The 20599-nt window shown below is 71.9% G+C and carries 14 protein-coding genes; 6 read left to right on the top strand and 8 right to left on the bottom strand.

Annotated features, from left to right (window positions below):
- Positions 1-214 precede the first annotated feature (214 nt).
- Both parE and BLV01_RS05650 read left to right on the top strand, forming a co-directional pair.
- Positions 215-2134 carry a DNA topoisomerase IV subunit B gene (parE, locus tag BLV01_RS05655; protein ID WP_091795111.1) on the top strand — a complete coding sequence of 640 codons (1920 nt, stop codon included), beginning with the start codon at positions 215-217 and terminating at the stop codon, positions 2132-2134.
- Positions 2135-2368: 234 nt separating this feature from the next.
- Positions 2369-2731 carry a hypothetical protein gene (locus BLV01_RS05650; RefSeq protein WP_091795108.1) on the top strand — a complete coding sequence of 121 codons (363 nt, stop codon included), beginning with the start codon at positions 2369-2371 and terminating at the stop codon, positions 2729-2731.
- Here BLV01_RS05650 and BLV01_RS05645 read toward each other — a convergent pair.
- From BLV01_RS05645 to BLV01_RS05620, 6 genes are read right to left on the bottom strand one after another with little or no spacing between them, the layout of a single operon-like run.
- A complete protein-coding gene (locus BLV01_RS05645) occupies positions 2728-4035 on the bottom strand; it encodes a winged helix-turn-helix domain-containing protein (RefSeq protein ID WP_091795105.1) in 1308 nt (435 codons plus the stop codon). The two genes, BLV01_RS05650 and BLV01_RS05645, sit on opposite strands and share 4 nt — an antisense overlap.
- A complete protein-coding gene (gene hutG / locus BLV01_RS05640) occupies positions 4032-4841 on the bottom strand; it encodes an N-formylglutamate deformylase (RefSeq protein ID WP_091795102.1) in 810 nt (269 codons plus the stop codon). Before hutG ends, BLV01_RS05645 begins: the two co-directional genes overlap by 4 nt.
- Complete coding sequence (locus tag BLV01_RS05635; protein WP_175485788.1) at positions 4838-6970, bottom strand: S9 family peptidase; 2133 nt, start codon at positions 6968-6970, stop codon at positions 4838-4840. The genes hutG and BLV01_RS05635 overlap by 4 nt, the downstream gene beginning before the upstream one ends.
- Positions 6971-7004: 34 nt before the next feature.
- Positions 7005-9140 (bottom strand): prolyl oligopeptidase family serine peptidase, encoded by a 2136-nt coding sequence (locus tag BLV01_RS05630; RefSeq protein WP_091795096.1) that lies wholly within the window; start codon positions 9138-9140, stop codon positions 7005-7007.
- Between the two features lie 54 nt (positions 9141-9194).
- Positions 9195-10580, bottom strand: coding sequence for a glutathione-disulfide reductase (gene gorA / locus BLV01_RS05625; RefSeq protein ID WP_091795093.1), 1386 nt, complete (start codon positions 10578-10580; stop codon positions 9195-9197).
- Positions 10577-11875, bottom strand: a complete 1299-nt coding sequence (locus tag BLV01_RS05620) for an NAD(P)/FAD-dependent oxidoreductase (protein ID WP_091795090.1) — start codon at positions 11873-11875, stop codon at positions 10577-10579. Before BLV01_RS05620 ends, gorA begins: the two co-directional genes overlap by 4 nt.
- A 561-nt stretch (positions 11876-12436) precedes the next feature.
- Here BLV01_RS05620 and BLV01_RS05615 point away from each other — a divergent pair.
- Positions 12437-14269, top strand: a complete 1833-nt coding sequence (locus BLV01_RS05615) for a M4 family metallopeptidase (RefSeq protein ID WP_217633454.1) — start codon at positions 12437-12439, stop codon at positions 14267-14269.
- A gap of 557 nt (positions 14270-14826) precedes the next feature.
- A complete protein-coding gene (locus tag BLV01_RS05610) occupies positions 14827-16425 on the top strand; it encodes a M4 family metallopeptidase (protein WP_091795873.1) in 1599 nt (532 codons plus the stop codon).
- Between the two features lie 137 nt (positions 16426-16562).
- On the opposite strand, the gene BLV01_RS05605 is transcribed toward BLV01_RS05610, so the two are convergent.
- Complete coding sequence (locus BLV01_RS05605) at positions 16563-17807, bottom strand: DUF418 domain-containing protein (RefSeq protein WP_175485787.1); 1245 nt, start codon at positions 17805-17807, stop codon at positions 16563-16565.
- Positions 17808-18102: 295 nt separating this feature from the next.
- Positions 18103-18582 carry an FKBP-type peptidyl-prolyl cis-trans isomerase gene (locus tag BLV01_RS05600; RefSeq protein WP_091795085.1) on the bottom strand — a complete coding sequence of 160 codons (480 nt, stop codon included), beginning with the start codon at positions 18580-18582 and terminating at the stop codon, positions 18103-18105.
- A gap of 235 nt (positions 18583-18817) precedes the next feature.
- On the opposite strand from BLV01_RS05600, the gene BLV01_RS05595 reads away from it, so the two are divergent.
- Complete coding sequence (locus tag BLV01_RS05595) at positions 18818-19303, top strand: C40 family peptidase (protein ID WP_254782538.1); 486 nt, start codon at positions 18818-18820, stop codon at positions 19301-19303.
- A 255-nt stretch (positions 19304-19558) separates the two neighbouring features.
- Positions 19559-20203, top strand: coding sequence for a C40 family peptidase (locus BLV01_RS05590; protein ID WP_254782537.1), 645 nt, complete (start codon positions 19559-19561; stop codon positions 20201-20203).
- Positions 20204-20599 lie beyond the last annotated feature (396 nt).

The following is a 20599-nucleotide window of genomic DNA, read 5'->3' as shown; positions in this document are numbered from 1 at the left end:
GTGCGCCCGCGCCGCCGCGGCCCGTGCGGCATCGCTTGACCCGGCCGCCCCCGGTCGCCATGCTCGCTGCGCCCCGCGCCCGGCCCTGCCGATGCGCCGCCGTCACCGGCCGATGGCAAGATGGCCGCCGTCGCCCGCCCGGCCCGTCCCGCCGGCACCCGCGCCCCGCGCGGCGCCGCCCCGGACGCCACTCCTTACTACTGACGCAGGTTTCATGAGCAGTCGCTACAACGCCGCAGACATCGAAGTCCTCTCCGGCCTGGACCCGGTCAAGCGCCGGCCCGGCATGTACACCGACACCGCGCGGCCGAACCACCTGGCCCAGGAAGTCATCGACAACGCGGTCGACGAAGCCCTGGCCGGCCATGCCCGCAGCATCGAGGTCACCGTCTACGCCGACGGCAGCTGCGAGGTGTCCGACGACGGCCGCGGCATGCCGGTGGACATCCACCCGGAAGAGAAGGTGCCCGGCGTCGAGTTGATCCTCACCCGCCTGCACGCGGGCGGCAAGTTCAGCAACAAGAACTACACCTTCTCCGGCGGCCTGCACGGCGTCGGCGTGAGCGTGGTCAACGCGCTGTCCAAGCATGTCGACGTGTACATCAAGCGCGAAGGCAACGAATACCGCATGTCGTTCAAGGACGGCGACCGCGCCAGCCCGCTGGAAGTGGTCGGCAGCGTCGGCAAGAAGAACACCGGCACCCGCGTGCGCTTCTGGCCCGACCCCAAGTATTTCGACAGCCCCAAGTTCAGCCTGCGCGCGCTCAAGCACGTGCTGCGGGCCAAGGCGGTGCTGTGCCCGGGCCTCAACGTCAAGCTGTTCGACGAGGCGACCGGCGAGCGGCTGGAGTGGTACTACGAGGACGGCCTGCGCGATTACCTTTCCGGCGCGCTGCGCGAAGGCCAGCCGCAGCGCGAATTGCTGCCGCCGGACCTGTTCGTCGGCCAGCTCAAGAAGGACACCGAAGTGGTCGACTGGGCGGTGGCCTGGGCGCCGGACGGCGAGCTGACCCAGGAAAGCTACGTCAACCTGATCCCGACCGCCCAGCACGGCACCCACGTCAACGGCCTGCGCACCGGCTTCACCGACGCGCTGCGCGAGTTCTGCGACTTCCGCAACCTGCTGCCGCGCGGGGTCAAGCTGGCGCCGGAAGACGTGTGGGACCGGGCCGCCTTCGTGCTCAGCATCAAGATGACCGACCCGCAGTTCAGTGGCCAGACCAAGGAGCGCCTGTCCTCGCGCCAGGCCGCCGGTTTCGTCGAAGGCGCGGCGCACGATGCGTTCTCGCTGTGGCTCAACCAGCACACCGACCTGGGCGAGAAGATCGCCCAGTTGGCGATCGAACGCGCCAGCGCGCGGCTCAAGACCGAAAAGCAGATCGTCCGCAAGAAGATCACCCAGGGTCCGGCCCTGCCCGGCAAACTCGCCGACTGCAGCTCGCAGGACCTCTCGCGCACCGAACTGTTCCTGGTCGAAGGCGACTCCGCCGGCGGCAGCGCGCGGCAGGCCCGCGACAAGGACTTCCAGGCGATCCTGCCGCTGCGCGGCAAGATCCTCAACACCTGGGAAGTCGCCTCCGGCAGCGTGCTGGCGTCGCAGGAAGTGCACGACCTGGCGGTGGCGATCGGCTGCGACCCGGGCAAGGAAGACATCGGCGGGCTGCGCTACGGCAAGGTCGTGATCCTGGCCGACGCCGACTCCGACGGCCTGCACATCGCCACCTTGCTCAGCGCGCTGTTCCTGCGCCACTTCCCGGCGCTGGTCGCGGCCGGCCACATCTTCGTGGCGATGCCGCCGCTGTTCCGCATCGACGTGGGCAAGACCGTGTTCTACGCCCTGGACGAGGAAGAGAAGCGCATCCTGCTGGAGAAGATCGAGCGCGAGAAGGGCGACCGCAAGAAGGGCCTGAGCGGCGCGATCAACGTCACCCGCTTCAAGGGCCTGGGCGAGATGAACGCCTCGCAGCTGCGCGAGTCGACCATCCACCCCGACACCCGCCGCCTGGTCCAGCTGACCGTCGACGACAACGCCCAGACCGTGTCGCTGATGGACATGCTGCTGGCGAAGAAGCGCGCCGGCGACCGCAAGACCTGGCTGGAGACGAAGGGCGATCTGGCCACGCTGGAAGTCTGAAAGCCGCAAGCGCGCGGACAAGAGCGAACGCCGGGATCGAACGCTTCGCCCGCCTCTGGCTTCTGCCGCGCGCTGTCCGCTGTTGTTGCCCGCGGCCGTCACGCCGCGCTGCCGCCCGATGCGCCAAGGTGCGCGCATCGATAACCGGCCAGGAGATCGATATGAAAGGATGCCGCACTGCCCTGCCCGCCGCGCGCGGGCGTTTTTCCGCCGCCGACCGCGCAGACCGCCGCCGTGGCCGTTGACCGCCGCGCCGGTTACGGCCTGTCCGCGCCCGACGACCTCGTCGATCCCGAACCCTCGCGCGGCCGTTTGTTCGGCGCGCTGGCCTGGTGCGCGCTGTTGCTCGGCCCGGCCGCGGCCTGGCTGATCGTGTTCGGCCTGACCCCCGACGCCCAGTGCGGCGACTGGAGCCTGCACTGCACCGGCAAGGCGGTGCTGTACAGCGCGGCGAGCTGGCTGTTCGGCAGCCTGCTCGCCATCGTCGCGCTGTTCCGCGGCGAACGCCGCGGGCTGGCGGTGCCGGCCCTGGTGTTGAACCTGATCCCGCTGCTGGGGCTGCTGGCCGCCTACCTGTTCCTGGCCGAGCGCGCCTAGCCCGCGCGCGCCAGGGCGGCCAGCGCCGTCTTGAGCGGCCTGGCGAACGCCGCGGGCCTGCAGCGGCCGAGCTTGACCTGCGGCGTGCCGTGCCAGCGCGCGCATTCGTCGATCGCCGCAGCGATGTCCTCGGCCAGGGCCGCGTCGCCCTCGGCGCCCTCTTCCAGATACAAGGCCTTGACCTCGAACACCCCCGCCGCGCGGTGCGCCTTCGCGTCCAAGCGCCCCACCAGCCGCCCGCGCGCCAGGATCGGCAGCACGAAATAGCCGTAGCGGCGCTTGGGCTCGGGCGTGTAGCACTCCAGGGTGTAGTCGAAGCCGAAGAATTCGCGCGCGCGTTCGCGATCCCACACCACCGGGTCGAACGGCGACAGCAGCGTGCTGCGGGTCGCGCGCAGGCGGCCCGCGGCGGCCTTGGCCAGCGCGTCGGCGTGCTCGGGATGGACGTAGCCGGGCGCGTCCCAGCCCTTCACCGCCACCCGCAGCAGCGCGCCGTGCGCGACCAGTTCGTCGAGGTCGCGGTCGCGCAGGCGCGGCTTGGTCCGGTAGTAGTCGGCGATCCAGCGCGCCTGGGCGATGCCGAGCGCGGCCACCGACTTGAGGATCGTGTCGCGGCGCACCTGCGCCGGTTCGATCGCGGTGCGATCCCAGTCCGGCACCGCGACGCCGGCCACGCGTTCGGCCAGGTCGTAGACGCGCTGGAAGTTCTCGCGCCGCGCCACCATCAACTCGCCCAGGGCGAAGCCGGCTTCGAGCCAGCGCTTCTCGTCCTTCCAGCCCCACCAGCCGCCGCCCTGGCCCTTGTCCTCGCGCTCGAAGTCCGAGGACTTGACCGGGCCGAGCGCGCGGATGTGCGCGAGCAGGCGGTCGATCTCGCCGCCGCGGCCGGCGCGGTGGCGCTGAGCGTTGCGGATCGCCCAATGGTGTTCGCGCTGGTGCAGCGCGTTGCGGTGCAACAGGTAATCGTCCATCGGCGCGAAGCAGGCTTCGTGCGCCCACACTTCGAAGATCGCGCGCTGCGCCAGCAGTTCTTCCAGCCAACGCGGCTCGTACCCGCCCAGGCGCGAGAACAGCACCAGGTACGGGCTGCGCGCGACCACGTGGATCGTATCGATCTGCAACAGCTGCATGCGCGCGATCGCCGCCAGCGCGTCGGCCTTGCGCGCGCGCCGGCGCGGACGCGCGAGCAGGCCCTGGGCGTGCAGGTGCAGCGCGCGCGCCTGGGCCAGCGACAGCGGCGCCGGCGCGGATTTGTCCGCGGGGCCCTCGCCGCCGCCTGCCGCTGCGCCGCGCGCCGGGCTCATCCGCGCTGCGAATCCAGCGCCGCCTGCAACAGCGCGCGCAGCAGCGGCTGCAGCTTGGCCGCCTTGGCCTCGTCGTAGGCGAAGGAATCCTCGTCCATATAGTTGCGCTGGCTCAGCTCCAGCTGCACCGCTTCGACTTCGATCTGCGGATCGCCGTAATGGCGGGTGATGTAGCCGCCCTTGAAGCGGCCGTTGGCGACCCAGTCGTACTCGCCCTGCCCCGCCAGCACCGCTTCCAGGCGCGCCTGGGTGGCCGGCTGGCAGCTGTGGCCGGCGGCGGTGCCGAGGTTGAGGTCGGGCAGGCGGCCGTCGAACAGGAACGGCACTTCGCCGCGGATCGAATGGCCTTCCCACAGCAGCGCGCGGCCGTGTTCGCCGCGGATGCGGTCGAGCTCGGCGACCAGGGTCTCGTGGTACGGGCGCCAGTACAGTTCCACGCGCTGCGCCACTTCGGCCTCGTCCGGCGCCTGGCCGTCGAGGTAGACCGGCTCGCCGCTGAACTGTACCGCCGGGCACAGGCCGGTGGTGTTCTGGCCCGGGTACAGCGAGGTGTCGTCGGGCGGACGGTTGAGGTCGACGACGTAGCGCGAGTAGCGCGGCACCAGGATCGAGGCGCCGAGCTCGCGGGCGAAGCCGTACAGGCGCGAGACGTGCCAGTCGGTGTCCGGCGCATGCCGCGCGGACTCGACCATGCGCGCGGAAAATTCGTCGGGAATCATCGAGCCGTCGTGCGGCAGGCTGATCAGCAGCGGCGCGTGGCCGCGATGCAGCTGGAACACGGGCCAGACGGGGGCGGGAATGTTCATGGTTCGGTGGCGTCCTCGCCGGTCGGCAGGTGCCGGCGGAAGAAGTGCATGGTACTGCGATGCGCGCGCAGCCAGCTGGCGTGGCGGGCGAAAACGTGGTCCTCGTCGGGCAGGGCCAGGGTTTCCACGCTCACGCCGCGGGCGCGCAGCGCGGCGGCGAGCGCAAGGCTTTGGGCGTAGCGCACCGCGCGGTCGTCGTCGCCGTGGATCAGCAGCAACGGCGAGCGCCAGCGCGCCGCGTCGAACGCCGGCGAGGATCGCCAGGCCAGTTCCAGCTCATCGGGCCGCAGGCCCCACAACGCGCTGTTGTCGCCGCCGTTGGCCGCTTCGCGCCAGTCGTGCACGCCGTGGCGGTCGACGCCGGCGGCGAACTTGTCGGAGTCGCGCGCCAGCGCCAGCGCGGTCAGGAAGCCGCCGAACGAACCGCCGTAGATGCCGATGCGGCGCGGATCGACGTCCGCGCGCGCGGCCAGCCACGCCTGCGCGGCGAGCACGTCGCGGTACTCGGAGGCGCCGCGCGGCCCCTGCTGCGCGGCCAGCCGGAACGCCTGGCCGTAGCCGGTGCCGGCGCGGAAGTTCAGCGCCAGCACCACATAGCCCTGGCTGGCCAGCCATTGGTTCATCGCGTAGTCGTGGGCGAAATAACTGTCGTAGTGCCAGCCCGGCAGCGTCTGCCAGATCGGTCCGCCGTGGACGTAGACGATGGCCGCGCGGCGCGTTCGCGCCGGGCCCGGCGGCTCGAACACGAACGCGTGCGTGCGCAGGCCGTCGGCGGCGGTCAGTTCGATCGTGCGCGGCGCGCGCAATCGCGCCAGCGCGAAGCGTTCGGGCAGCTGCGCCGGGAAGATCCGCCGCGGCGCGCCGCCGGCGCGCGGCAACACCGCGATCGCGGTCAGCAGGCGCGCATCGGCATGGCGCAGGGCCAGCCATTGCCCGCCCGCGACCGCGACCGGCTCGCTGGCGATCTCGCGCGTCGGCGTCAGCTGCCGCTGGCGGCCGCCGGCGCCGACCGCGAACAACTGGCGATGATCGAGCTGCGCGCAGTTGCCACTGAACACCAGCGCGCCGTCCGCCGCCAGGGCCACGGTTTCGGCCTCGCAGCGGCCGCGGCTCAACGCGCGCGGCGCTCCGCCCTCGGGCGAAAGCGCGTACCAGCGCCGCCAGCCGTCCTGTTCGGAGGCGAACAGCAGGCGGCCGTCTCCGGCCCACAACAAGGTGGGCGCATCGTTGTATTGCTCGTAGCCGCCGGCGCGCGCGTTGCTGACGAAGACCCGGCGCGCGCGGCCGTCGGCGACATCGGCGGTCCACAGTTCGAACGGCGTCGCCCGGCTCAGGTCGTACGGCGCCTGCGGCCGGCCGGCGGCGATGCGCAGGAACGCGATGCGGCGGCCGTCGGGCGAGAACGCCGGCTCGCTGTCGCGGTTGAAGTCCGGGCCCATCCAGCGCAGCGCGCGCGCATCCAGGTCGAGTACGCCGACGAAGGCGCGGTCGCCGCGGTCGCTGACGACGGCCAGCAGCCGGCCGTCGGGCGAAAACGCGGCGGCGCGGTTGCGGCCGCGCAGGTTCAGCAGCAGCGGCTTGCACCACGATGGCGGCGGCGCGTCCGGCAAGCCATGGCAGGCCAATGCGCGCGCCTGCTGCACCACCACCGCATCGCCGCGCGGCGACAGCAACGCCGCGCGGCCGGCGGCGATGCGCTGCGGCGCGCCGGCGCCGTCGGTGGCCACCGCCCACACCGCCTGCTCGCGGCCGTCGGGATCGCCGTCGGGGTTGCCTTCCTGGCCGGCCCCATCGGCCTTGTTGCCGCGCACGTAGACCAGCCAGCGGCCGTCGCGGCTGAGCTGCAGTCCACCCAGCAACTGCCCGTCGTCGCGGTCGTAGCCGGTCAACCGCCGCGGTTCGAACCGCGGCGCCCGCGCCATCCATACGTTGCGCACGCCGCGCTCGTTGCCGACCCAGGCGATCAGCGGCGCGTCGGCGGCGGCGACCAGTTGTTCGGGCTGCGACGGGGCGAGCAGGTCGTCGATGTCGAAGGCGGACGCCGCCGGCGCCGCAGCCAGCGACGCCGCCAGCGCAGCGGCGCCGATGCGCAGCAGGCGAGTACGAGCGTGCGTGCGAACTCCTTGCATGCCGCCTCCTGGCGCCGCGCGCCGCCGCGAGCGCTCAATCGCCGGGCTTGAGCTGCCGCCGGAAGAACGCCTCGGTGGTGCGATGCACCTTGAGCCAGGTCGCATGGCGCAGGAACAGATGGTCTTCGTCGGGAATCACCAGGGTCTGCACCGGCAGCTTGCGCTCGCGCAGGCGCTCGACCAGGTCGATGCCCTGGGCGAACTTCACCGCGCGGTCGTCGTCGCCGTGGATCACCAGCACCGGCGAGCGCCAGCCGTCGATGCGCGAGACCGGCGAGGACTGGAACGCCAGTTCGAGTTCGTCGGGCTTGAGCCCCCACAGGCCGCTGTTGTCGCCGCCCTTGGCGCTCTCGCGCCAGTCGTGCACGCCGTGGCGGTCGGCGCCGGCGGCGAACAGGTCGGAGTTGCGCGCCAGCGCGGTCGAAGTGAGGAAGCCGCCGTAGGAGCCGCCGTAGATGCCGATGCGGCGCGCATCGACGTCGCCGCGCGCGGCCAGCCACGCGTGCGCGGCGAGCACGTCCTGGTACTCCGACGCCCCGCGCGGGCCTTGCTTCTCGGCCAGGCGGAACGTCTGCCCATAGCCGGTGCCGTCGCGGTAGTTCAGCGCCAGCACCACGTAGCCGCGGCTGGCCAGCCACTGGTTGTTGGCGTAGTCGCTGTAGTAATAGCCGCTGTAATGCCAGCCCGGCAGCATCTGCCGGATCGGGCCGCCGTGCACATAAACCAGCGCCGGGCGCTTGCCCTTGAACGAGGCCGGCGGCTCGAACACGGTCGCGTGCGAAACGATGCCGTCGCTGGCCTTGAGGGTGATCGTCGCCGGCTGCACCAGCGCGTCGAGCGGGAAGCGTTCGGGCAGCTGCGCCGGGAAGATCCGCCGGGGCTCGCCGCCCGCGCGCGGCATCACCGCGATCGCGGTCGGCCGGCGCGCGTCGGCGTGGCGCAGCGCGATCCACTCGCCGCCGGCCAGCGGCAGCGGTTCGACCGCGATCTCCTGCTTCGCGGTCAGCAAGGTCTGCGCCTTGCCCTGCGCGTCCACGCTGAAGACCTGGCGGTAATCGATCTGCGCGCAGTTGCCGCTGAACACGAACGCGCCGTCCTCGGCCAGGGCCACGCTCTCGGCCTCGCATTCGCCGCGGCTCAGCGCTTGCGGCGTGCCGCCTTCGGGCGCGAGCGCGTACCAGTGCAGCCAGCCGCTTTGCTCGGAGGCGAAGATCAGGCGGCCGTCGCGGCTCCACATCAGCGGATCGGCGCCGTTGAACTGGGCGTAGCCGCCGGCGTTGTCGCTGGAGCGGAACACCCGGTTCGCCAGCCCCGTATCGGTATCGGCGACCCAGATCTCGAACGGATTGGCTTTGGTCAGATCGAAGGATTCGCCCGGCCGCGCCGCATCGGTGCGCAGGAACGCGATCCGGCGTCCGTCCGGCGAGAACGCCGGACTGGCGTCGTTGTTGAAATCCGCGCCCATCCAGCGCACCTGGCGCTTTTCCAGGTCGAGCAGGCCGATGAAGCTGTGGTCGCCGCGGTTGCTGACGAAGGCCAGCGACTTGCCGTCGGGGGAAAACTCCCCGGCGCTGTTGGCGCCGCGGGTCTTGAGCAGCGCTTCCTTGCACCACGACGGCGCGGCGGCGCCCGGCAGCGCATGGCAGCCCAGGCTGCGGCCCTGCACGATCAGCGCATCGCCGCCCGGCGCGAACGACACCGAACGGCCGGCGGCGATGCGCTGCGGCTGGCCGCTGCCGTCGCTGGCGACCACCCACACCGCCTGCTCGCGGCCGTCGGGATTCCAGTCGGGATTGCTGTTGCTGCCGGCCGCATCGGCGCTGCCGCCGCGCACGTAGGCCAGCCAGCGGCCGTCGCGGCTGAGCTGCAGGCCGGTCAGCAGCTGGCCGTCGTCCTCGTCGTAGCCGCTGAGCTTGCGCGGGACGAACTGCGGCGCGCGCGCGCTCCACAGGTTGCGCACGCCGCGCTCGTTGGCGACCCAGGCGATGACCGGCACCGCCGCCGCGGCGGTGAGCTGCTCGGGCTGCGGCGCGCTGAGCAGGTCGTCGATATCGAACGCCGGCCGCGCCGGCGCGGCCGCGAACGCCGACGACAGCAGCGACGACAACGCCGCCATTCCCAGCGCGCGCACCGCGCCGCGCCGCATCCCGCCTGCCCTGCCCTTGCTCATTCGTCCGTCCTGCCTGAGGGGTGATCGGTCGACCAGGCGCGAGGGCGGCGGCCTTCAGCGCATCAGCACCACTTCCTCGGCGCTGGTCGGATGGAGGGCGACCGTATCGCGCAGGTCGTCCAGGGTGATGCCGCGCTTGAGCGCCACCGCGAAGCCTTGCAGCATCTCGTCGGCGGCGTCGCCGAGCAGGTGGATGCCGACCACGCGGCGCTCCTGGCCGACGCAGACCAGCTTGAACAGGCTGCGCTGCGGCGACTCGGCCAGGGCGTACAGCATCGGCCGAAATCCGGCACGATAGATGTGCAGATTGTCACCATGCCGCGCCCGCGCCTCGGCCTCGGTCAGCCCGACCTTGCCGATCGGCGGATGCGCGAACACCACGGTGGGGATGTCGTTGCGGTCCAAGGTGGCGCTGCCGCCGCCGTAGAGCCTGTCCATCAGCCGGCGCGCGGCGGCGATCGCCACCGGGGTCAGCGGCGGGTCGGTGGTGACGTCGCCGACCGCGTCGATGCCGGCCACGCCGGTGGCGTTGAGCGCGTCGATGCGGATGAAGCCGTTTTCGTCCAGCGCCACGCCCGCGCGTTCCAGGCCCAGGCCGGCGGTGTTGGGCTTGCGCCCGGTCGCGAACAGCACCCGGTCGAACGGCTCGCTCAGCGAGCCGTCGGCGCAGCGCACCCGCACCCGCGCGCCGTCGGCCTCCAGCGCGGCGACGGCGTGGCCGAAGTGCAGGCGCACGCCGCTCTGGCAGTAGTCGTCGGCCAGTTGCGCGGTGAGTTCGTGGTCGAAGCCCTCCAGCAGCCGCTGGCCGCGCGCGAACAGTTCGACCTGGCTGCCCAGCGCCTGCAGCACCCCGGCCAGCTCGACCGCGATGTAGCCGGCGCCGACGATGGCCACGCGCTTGGGCGCGGCGGTCCACTGGAAGAAATCGTCGGAGGTGCCGCCCAGCTGCGCGCCGGGGATCGCCGGCTTGACCGCGTGGCCGCCGGTGGCGATGAGGATGCGCGAGGCGCCCATGCGCGCGCCGTTCTCGCACTCCACCGTGCCCGCGTCGAGCAGGCGCGCGCGCATCGGCGCGACCACGATGCCGGCCTTGTCCAGGCGCTTGCGGTAGCTGTCGTGGATGCCGGCGATGTAGCGCTGGCGGTGGACGATGAAGGTCGGCCAGTCCAGTTCGCACGGCTGCTGCGGCGGCGCGTCGACGGCGAAGCCCAGCGACTGGGCCATGCGCAGCTTGGCGCCGATGTCGGCGGCCAGCCACATCGCTTTCTTCGGCACGCAGCCGACGTTGACGCAGGTGCCGCCGAGCAGGCTGGGTTCCAGCAGCGCCACCCGCGCGCCGTGCTCGGCCGCGCGGAACGCGCCGGCCAGGCCGCCGGAACCGCCGCCGACGACGATCAGGTCGAATTGGGCTTGTCGCTCGCTCACGTCGTTCTCGCTCATGCAATGCGTTCCGGTCGATAGGGATGCGGGTCGATCGCGGGCGCGCGCCCGCCGATCAGGTCGGCCAGCAGCTGGCCGGTGCCGGCGCTCATGCTCACGCCCATCATGCCGTGGCCGTTGGCGATCCACAGCCGCCGGCGGCCCGGCACGCGGCCGATCAGCGGCACGTCGTCGATGCTCATCGGCCGCCAGCCGTACCAGCGCTCGCGCTCGACCGGGCCCAGCGGCTGGTGCAGGAACTGCGCCGCGCCGCGCTCCAGCGCCGCCAGCCGGCGCGGGTTGAGGCTTTCGTCGTAACCCGAGAATTCCATGGTGCTGCCGAGCCGGTAGCCGCTGTCCCACATGGTCACGCAGACCTTGGGCTCCTTCAGCACCACCGGCCGCCGCGGCAGCAGCTGCGGCCGGTCGTAGGTGATCGAATAGCCCTTGCCGGGCTGGATCGCGGCCTTCAGCGCCGGCAGACCGATGGCCTCGGCCAGCTTCGGCGACCACGCGCCCAGCGCCACCACCGCCTCGCGCGCCAGCAGCACGCCGTGGCTGGTGTCGAGCGCGACGCCGTCGGCGTCCTCGCGCAGGTCCTTGAGCGCGCAGTATTCCTGCAACTCGCCGCCGCGCTCGCGCACCGCGCGCGCCAGCTCGGCGACGTAGCGGTCCGGACGCAGCACCGCGTCGTGGGCGAAACGGATCGCGCCGACCACGCCGGGCTTGAACGCCGGGTCCTGGGCCTCGTAGGCGCCGCCGTCGATCAGTTCCACGCCGACGCCGAATTCGCGCAGCAGGTCGAGCTCATGCTGGCCGTGGGCGTAGCCGGCCTCGGAGCGAAACACGTAGTCGACGCCGGAGCCGTCGAATTCGCAGACCAGCCCGTACCGCGCCACCCAGTCCTGCAGGCGCTCGCGCGAATCGTTGAGCAACGCCGCCTTCGCCTCGGCGCTGGCGCGCCAGTCGCGTGCGTTGCAGCGCGCGGCGAAGCGCAGCAGCCAGCCCCACAGCTGCGGGTCGAGCCGCGGATGCAAATACAGCGGCGCGTCCGGGGTCAGCACCCATTTGATCGCCTGCGCGATGACGCCGGGCGCGGCCAGCGGGGTGGCGTGGCTGGGGGTGATGGTGCCGCAGTTGCCGTGCGAGCTGCCGCCGCCGATGCGGCCGGCATCGATCACCCGCACCCGGCGCCCGTCCTCGAGCAGGATCAGCGCGCAGGCCAGGCCGATCACGCCGGCGCCGACGATCACCACGTCCTCGCGCCGCGCCCCGGCGGGGTCGGCCGTTTCCACATCCACCTGCGCTGCGCCCATGGTGCTCCGTCGCTTGGTTGCAACCGCCGCACGCATCCGCGCGCGGCGCCGTCGACATAGTAACGAGCGCACGGCGATGCAGATGCGATGCGGATCGGATACAGGGTTTCGGTGACGCGGTTGCGCGGCGCGGCACGATCGCGGCTTTGCTCGAGCGGGCGGCTCGCTGTAGCCGATCCGGCGCCGCGCGCGCCGAAGCCGCGAGCGGCCCAGGCTTGCGCGCCTTCGCGCTACCGGCGTCGCACCCCGGAGGCGTGCGTCGGCATATCCGCCCTCGTTCCGCCTTCGCACGCGTTTGCTTAGCGCCAAGCGAATCCCGCCTTAGGACTCGTCCTAATTCAAAAATAATGCGATTTAAGTCGCATTTTCTAATTATGAAAAAACGTTTCCAGGCCGCATCGCCGCGATCGGCCGCCCCTAACGTGGATTCCGACTCGCCGCGCCGCCGTCCGCCGTCGCCGGACGCGCCGCCCGAGCCGTTCCGGCGCCGCCGCGCCGGGCCCCACGGGCCCGACCGTCCCGCGCGCCGTCTTCCGCATCGCTTTTCCGGGGACCGCTTCCATGCAGTTGAAGACCGCTCTACTCAGCACCGCCGTCGTCGCCGCGCTCGCCGGCGTGGCCGTCTACGGCGCCCGCTCCGGTCCCGCCGTCGTCGCCGGCAGCGCTGCCGCCGCTGATCCGGCCCGGACCGCAGCCGTGGCGACGCCGGCCGCTTCCGCCCATGCCCTCGCTGCCGCCGCGCAGAACACCGCCGCGCTGCGCGCGCTGGCCGACACCCGCGCCCGTCCCGGCAGCCAGCAGGCCTGGGCCAGCAGCTCGCCCGAACAGGCCGACCGCACCGCGGCGGCCGAGCGCGCACGCCAGCTGCTCGCCACCGCCGCCGCGCGCGAGGTCAATCTCGCCCAGGCCGACGGCTTCAACGCCCGCGACGTGATGATCGACCGCGACGGCACCGAGCACGTGCGCATGGAACGCAGCTACCAGGGCCTGCCGGTGATCGGCGCCGACATGGTCGTGCATTCGCGCGACGGCCAACTGCTCTCGGTCACCCAGGGCGGCAACCTGCGCACCACGCTGCGGCCGCAACTGCAGCCGGGCATCGACACTGCGCAAGCGCGGCGCGAAGCCGGCGCGCACTTCGATGGCCGCATCGCCGAACTCGATCAGGCCACGCTGGTGGTGTACGCGCGCAACGGCATCGAGCCGACGCTCGCCTACCAGGTCGATCTGCGCGGCGAACGCCGCGACGATCCGGCGCCGGGCGTGTTCTCCTACTTCCTCGACGCCCGCGACGGCCGCCTGCTGGAAGCCGAGGACCACGTCGAAGCCGCCGCCGCGGCCGGCACCGGCAAGAGCCTGCTGCTGGGCAACGTCGGCCTCATCGCCGACTCCAGCAACAACGGCTACGCCCTGACCGACCCGTCGCGCGGCGGCGGCCAGACGCTGGACGCCAAGAACTACCAGTTCACCTTCCTCGCCGCCGCGTTCTCCGACGCCGACAACGTGTGGGGCAACAACGCCACCAGCGACCGCGCGAGCGCGGCGGTCGACGCCCACTACGGCGTGGCCGCGACCTGGGATTACTACAAGGCCGTGCACGGCCGCAACGGCATCAAGAACGACGGCAAGGGCGTGAAGAGCTACGTCCACTACGGCGCCAACGTGTTCAACGCCTTCTGGGACGGCAACGCCATGCTCTACGGCGACGGCGACGCCAGCAACGGCAATACGCCGCTGGTCGCGCTCGACGTGGCCGGCCACGAAATGAGCCACGGCGTCACCGGCGCCACCGCCAAGCTGGGCTACTACAGCATCAAGGATGCCGGCGGCCTCAACGAAGCCGTGTCCGACATCTTCGGCACCCTGGTCGAGTTCAGCGTCGGCAACGCCAGCGATCCCGGCGACTTCCTGATCGGCGAGAAGCTGCGCTTCCGCCCGGCCGCCGGCGGCCAGGAGCATCCGCTGCGGGTGATGTTCCAGCAGAACCTGGACGCGGCCTTCCGCAGCAACGGCATGGCCTCGTTCAAGTGCTATCCGGCCGGCGGCTTCACCGCCGCGTATACCAAGAAGGGCGACAAGTTCGACCCGCACTTCACCTCCGGCGTCGCCAACCTGGCCTTCTACCTGATGGCGCAGGGATCGCAGCCGCCGGCGGGCTACGCGGGCCTGACCGCGGCCGACCTGTCGTGCAACGGCGACACCGCCATCGCCGGCATCGGTTTGGCCAAGGCCGGCGCGATCTGGTATCGCGCGCTGACCAAGTACTTCGTCTCCAGCACCGACTACCCCGGCGCGCGCGCCGGCACGCTGCAGGCCGCGGCCGATCTGTACGGCAACGGTTCGGCCGAGCATCAGGCGGTCGCGCGCGCCTGGTCGGCGGTCAAGGTCGGCTGACCTGCGGCGGCACCGCGCCGCGTCCCGGCGCTCACGAACGGCCCGCGCACGCGGGCCGTTCGCGTTGGCGCGCACGCGCACGCCGCCGACGCGCCCGCGCGGATCGAATCCCGCGCCGCGGCGTCATGAGCAAAAAGCGATATGTGACGCGCAGCGAATCGGCGTGCGCGATTGTGTGATGCCGACAAGGGATTCAGCTTCGACGTGCCTTTCGAGCGCGCCTAACGTGCCATGGCTGCATCGGCGAACGGCCCCATTCCTATCCGCCGCACCGCTGCGGCCCGCCGCCTCACGTTCCGCGCGCGACGCGGCGCCGAAGGCGTGCGGCCACCTTTCATCCATTTAGATTCGAAGGGGAAGTGCACATGCAACCGAAGATCGCCCTGCTCGGCGCCGCCATCCTCGCCGCGGTGGCCGTGCTCGCAAGCCAGTCGGCCGACAGCGGCACCGCAACCGGCGCGCGCGTCGCCGATGCCGGTGCCCGCGCCGCCGGCGCCGCGTCCGCCGCCGCCGCGAACGCGCTGCCGGCGGCCGCGCACCGCAACTCGCCGATCGCGATGCTGTCGGCCGGCACCGGCGCGCGCGCCGGCAGCGAACTGGCCGCCGCCTCGGCTTCGCCGGCGCAGGCCGACGCCTCGCCCGCCGCCGCCCGCGCGCGCGGCCTGCTCGCCGGCGCCGCCGGCGAACAGTTGCACCGCGTCGCCGCCGACGGCTTCAGCGCCCGCGACGTCATGATCGACCGCGACGGCACCGAGCACGTGCGCATGGAGCGCAGCTACCAGGGCCTGCCGGTGGTCGGCGGCGACTTCGTCGTGCACAGCCGCGACGGCCAGTTGCTGTCGATCAGCCAGGGCGACGACATGCGCACCCTCGTCCGCCCCGCGCTGAAGCCGGCGATCGGCGCCGAGCGCGCCCGCATCGAGGCCGGCGCCGCGTTCGACGGCACCGCCTCGTCGGTGTCGCAGCCGCAGTTGGTGGTGTTCGCGCGCGGCGTCGAGCCGACCCTGGCCTACCAGGTCGACGTGCGCGGCGAACGCAACAACGACCCGGCGCCGGGCAACCTCAGCTACTTCATCGACGCGAGCAACGGCGCGCTGCTGCACGAAGAGGACCACGTCCACGCCGCGGCCGCCAACGGCACCGGCAAGACCCTGACCCTGGGCAACGTCGGCATCGTCACCAACTCGGTCAGCGGCGGTTTCGAGATGACCGATCCCAACCGCGGCAACGGCCAGACCCTCGACGCCGGCAACCGCAGCGTCGCCAGCGGCACGCTGTTCAAGGACGCCGACAACGTGTGGGGCAACAACACCACCTCCGACCGCGCCTCCGCCGCCGCCGACGCCCACTACGGCGTCGCCGCGACCTGGGACTATTACAAGAACGTGCACGGCCGCAACGGCATCTTCAACGACGGCCGCGGGGTCAAGAGCTACGTCCACTACGGCCCGACCAACCTGGTCAACGCCTACTGGGACGGCTCGGCGATGCTCTACGGCGACGGCGACGGCACCACCTACCGCCCGCTGGTGGCGCTGGACGTGGCCGGCCACGAGATGACCCACGGCGTCACCGGCGCGACCGCGCGGCTGGGCTACTACAACATCAAGGACTCCGGCGGCATCAACGAGGGCATCTCCGACATCTTCGGCACCCTGGTCGAGTTCAGCGTCGCCAACGCCAACGATCCGGGCGACTACCTGATCGGCGAAGAGGTCTACATCAGCAACCCCGGCGACAAGAAGGCGCTGCGCCAGATGTTCAAGCAGGACGCCGACGGCGCGTCGAAGGTCTGCTATCCCAGCGGCGGCTTCACCGCCTCGCAGACCTACGCGCGCGGCCCGTTCGACCCGCACTACACCTCCGGCGTGCTCAACCGCGTGTTCTACCTGGGCTCGGAAGGCGCCAACGTGCCGGCCGGCTTCAACTACACCAAGGCGCAGATGGTCTGCAACGGCGACACCGCCATCGCCGGCATCGGCCGCAACAAGATGGGCGCGATCATGTACCGCGCGTTGACCCGCTACTTCGTCTCCAGCACGACCTATCCGCAGGCGCGCACCTGGACGCTGCAGGCGGCGACCGACCTGTACGGCGCCAACTCGGCCGAGTACACCGCGCTGGCGCGGGTGTGGAGCGCGGTCAACGTCAACTGACCGCGGCGTGAGGTTCGCCTGCGCCGCCGCGCGGCGGCGCGACGACGGCCCGCTTCGGCGGGCCGTCGTGTTTTACGCGGCCCGGCGCCGGGTTGCGGCGCCGCGTCCATCGCCCGGCACCAGCGGCGCGGATCGGCTCAGACCTGGCGCGCGTGCCCGCGCTCGATCCGCAGCGGCGGCCAGCGCCCGTAAGTGAAGGCGCGCCACAGCCATTCCACCGGCCCGAACCGGAACCGTTGCAGCCACCACGCGCTGAACGCCATCTGCGCGGCGAACAGCGCCAGCGCGGCCAGCACCAGCGCGCTGTACGACCAGCGGCCCCATTGGCCCAGGCCGTGGCCGTACAACAGCCAGGTCGCGACCAGCGACTGCGCCAGGTAATGGGTCAGCGCCATGCGTCCGGCGGCGGCGAAGCGCAGCGGCCAGCGCGCGCCGGCGTCGAGCAGCAGCGCCACCGCGGCGATCGCGGCCAGCGCCAGCGGCAAGCCGCCGGCGATGTGCAGGGTCTGCGCCAGCACCGACGAGGCGGTGTACACCGCCACCGACGGCGCCGGCTCCAGCGCCACGCTGGCCGCGGTCAGGCCGACGCCGAACGCGCCGCCGTAACGCAGCATCGCCTGCAGGCGCGCGCGATGGCGCGCCGGGTCGGCGAGCGTGCCGCTGCGCATCAGCGCCGCGCCGATCAGGAACAGCCCCAACGCCAGCGGCAGCATCACCGCCCAGCCCGGCAGCGTGGTGTCGAAGAAGAAATGCACGCGCTGCGCGGTCGCCGCGGCGTAGTCGCCGTGGGCATAGGCCGCGACCTCGGCCGCGCGCTCGGCCTGCGCCCGCGCCAGTTCGCGCGCGCCGCCCTGGGCCACGCCGGGCAGGGTCAGCGACGCGGCCACCAGCAGCATGAAGCCGGTCCCGGCCAGGTACAGCGTGCAGCCCAGCGCCAGCCAGGCCTCGTCGGAGAGCCGGCGCAGCGCCAGCAACGCGAACGCGCACAGCGCGTAGGTGACCAGGATGTCGCCGGCCCAGATCGCCCAGGCATGGACCAGGCCGATCGCGGCCAGGCCGAGGCTGCGGCGCAGGTAGACCGCGCCGAACCCGCGCCCCGTCGCCTGCGCGCGCCCGAGCATGGCGGCGAAGCCCATCCCGAACAGCAGCGCGAACAAGGTCCAGGCCTTGTCGCGGATCGCCACGTAGACGAACGTCGCCAGCGCCCGGTCGCCGCCGCGCAGCGCCGGATCGATGCCGTCGTGCAACTCGTACAACGGCCCGGCGAAAGCGGCGAGGTTGCTTAGCAGGATGCCGAGCAAGGCCAGCCCGCGCAGCGCATCGAGCGCGGCCACGCGCTCGGGGACGGATACGGGCGCGAGTTCGGGGACGGATGCGGTCATCGACGGAAGCCTGCAGCGGACAGCGCAATGCCGCCGCGAGTATGCGTGGGAAGGGGCGGTGGGTACGGCGATCGGATGCGAGAGCGTCGGGCCTGAAGGCCCTGCCACGAAAGCCCCGAAGGTCATCCCTCAGAAGCCCCGGCCGCACCGGTCTGCTGTTGTGGGAGGGGCTTCAGCCCCGATGCCCTTCGCTCAGGTCGCGCTGCGCCATCGGATCGACCCGTCCCACAAAACGAACGGCCCGCAAGCGCGGGCCGTCCGGTATCGCCTCAGCGGCCCGAGCGGGCCGCGCGGCTCAGTGGGCGTGGCCGCCGTCGCCATGGACGTGGCCGTGCTCGACCTCTTCCGCCGCGGCTTCGCGCACTTCCACGATCTCGATCGCGAAGTGCAGGTCCTTGCCCGCCATCGGGTGGTTCAGGTCGACGTCGACCACGCTCATGCCGACCTTCTGGATCGTCACCGCGCGCGGGCCGAAGTTGGTCGGCAGCACCGCCTGCATGCCCGGGACCAGCTTGGCGTCCTTGAAGTACTTCTTCGGCACGCGCTGGGTCAGGCCTTCCTGGCGCTCGCCGTAAGCCTCGGCCGCCGGCACGTCGACTTCGAACTTGTCGCCGGCCTCGCGGCCGTCCATCGCCTTTTCCAGGCCCGGGATGATGTTGTTGTGGCCGATCAGGATCGCCAGCGGTTCGCGGTCTTCCGAGCTCTCGACGGGCTCGCCGCCCTGCTCGGCTACGGTGTAGTGGAAACGCACGACGCGATCTTTTTCGATTTTCATGGCTAGTCCGGCTGGTGGACGCGCACGACGCGCCCGGGGAAGTAGAGGAATCGACGGCCAGGCTGCGCCGGCCGCCACAAAACGACACATGGATTGTCTTGTCGCCGCCGCCGCGAGCCGCCAAGCTATCGGCGTGACGAAGGCCGCGCATTATCCCGGCAACACCGCTCCCGCGCCAGTTCGCGGGCGCCGCGCATGGCCGGGACCGCTCCCCGCCGCGGTCGTCGCCGCCGTCCTGTGCGGCCTGCTGGCCGCCTGCGGCGGCGGCAAGCAAACCGTGCGCCGCACCCCGCCGCCGGCCCAGCCGACCCGGGCCTGGCCGCACGTGGACCCGGACAACCCCCAGGCCGCCAACGCCGTGCTGATGCGCGCCTTCAGCCTGGTCGGCACGCCCTACCGCTACGGCGGCAACACCCCGGAAGGCGGCTTCGACTGCAGCGGCTTGGTCAACTACGTCTACCGCGACATGCTGGCGCTGAACCTGCCGCGCACCTCGCGCGACCTGGCCGGCTACCAGGGCCCGCGCATCGACCCGCTGCGCCTGGCCGCCGGCGACCTGGTCTTCTTCGGCAGCGCCGGCAGCGTCACCCACGTCGGCATCTACGTCGGCGAGGGCCGCTTCGTCCACGCCCCCAGCAGCGGCGGCACGGTCCGCCTGGACCGCCTGGACGGCCCGTACTGGCGCGATCACTACAGCGGCGCCAAGCGAATTCTCAGATAAATTTGAGACAATCTGAACAGGACTGCGGTCTCGTACACGTCAGAAATGTGAGCAAAATCACATGCCTGTTTACGGCCCTCTAACGAAATTTGAACCACACTGTCTCGCCTGGCGGGTATTGTCCTTCTCCGGTGACGACTCTGTGATTACTAAGTGACGACTTCGACCCATCGCCACAACCGCCAGACTGCCACCCCCCAAGCATCTCGCGACACCGCCCAAGGCCGACGCCCCGGCCGCCGGGCCACCCAACGCATCCTGCTGACCGCCGCCCTGGCGGTCTGCGCCGTTCCCGCCTTCGCCCAGTCCACCTCCGCCGGCATGGCCTCGTCCCTGCTGCCGGGCGGCCCGTCGCTGCGCAACGACTCGGCCGACGCGCCGGAAGCCAGCGGCGGCCACATGCTGCCGGAGGCGATGACCCTCTCCGACCGCGCCCTGATGCTGGCCACCGACCTGAACCGCATGCTCGGCCAGGGCCAGGACATCCCGCTGAGCAAGACCGACCTGCCGGTCGCCGAGCAGGGCCGGATCAAGGGCATGCTGCAGAAGGCGCTGGCCCTGCTGGGCACGCCCTACCGCTGGGGCGGCACCTCGCCGGACCAGGGCTTCGACTGCTCGGGCCTGGTCGGCTACGTGTTCCGCAACGCCCTGGGCATCGAACTGCCGCGCGTCTCGCGCGAGATGGCCAAGACCGGCGAAGTGATCGACCGCGACGCCATGACCGAAGGCGACCTGGTGTTCTTCGGCCGCCGCGGCCGGGTCGACCACGTCGGCATCTACCTCGGCGACGGCCGCTTCGTGCACGCCCCGCGCACCGGCAAGGACGTGACCGTCTCGAGCCTGGACAGCGGCTACTGGAGCGGCAAGTTCATGGAAGCGCGCCGGGTCGACGGGATCTGAGCCCGCGCCGCAGCGCGCGCAGCTTCACGCATTCGACAGGCCGCCTTAGGGCGGCCTGTTGCGTTGTGGGCTCGGGTTCGTTCCCTGCCAGGAACCGTGCGAGCCGCGTGCGCGGCATCGCGCTTGCGACGCGACCGGCCACCCCGCGGTCGCAGCTTGCGCAGCGCCTACAGCCGCTGCGCCCGCCAACCGTGCGAGACCGCGCCTACACGACGCGCTCGCAACCGCTCCCTGTAGGAGCGGCGCGAGCCGCGACCGCGGCACCGCGCTTGCGACGCGACCGGCTACCCCGCGGTCGCAGCTTGCGCAGCTCCTACAGCCGCTGCGCCCGCCACCTGTGCGAGACCGCGCCTACAAACCGCTCCCTGTAGGAGCGGCGCGAGCCGCGACCGCGGC

It is taken from the genome of Lysobacter sp. yr284 (assembly GCF_900107375.1).
Taxonomy (GTDB): domain Bacteria; phylum Pseudomonadota; class Gammaproteobacteria; order Xanthomonadales; family Xanthomonadaceae; genus Lysobacter.
The sequence above is the reverse complement of the archived record's forward strand: the minus strand, read 5'-3'. Positions and strand labels throughout refer to the sequence as shown.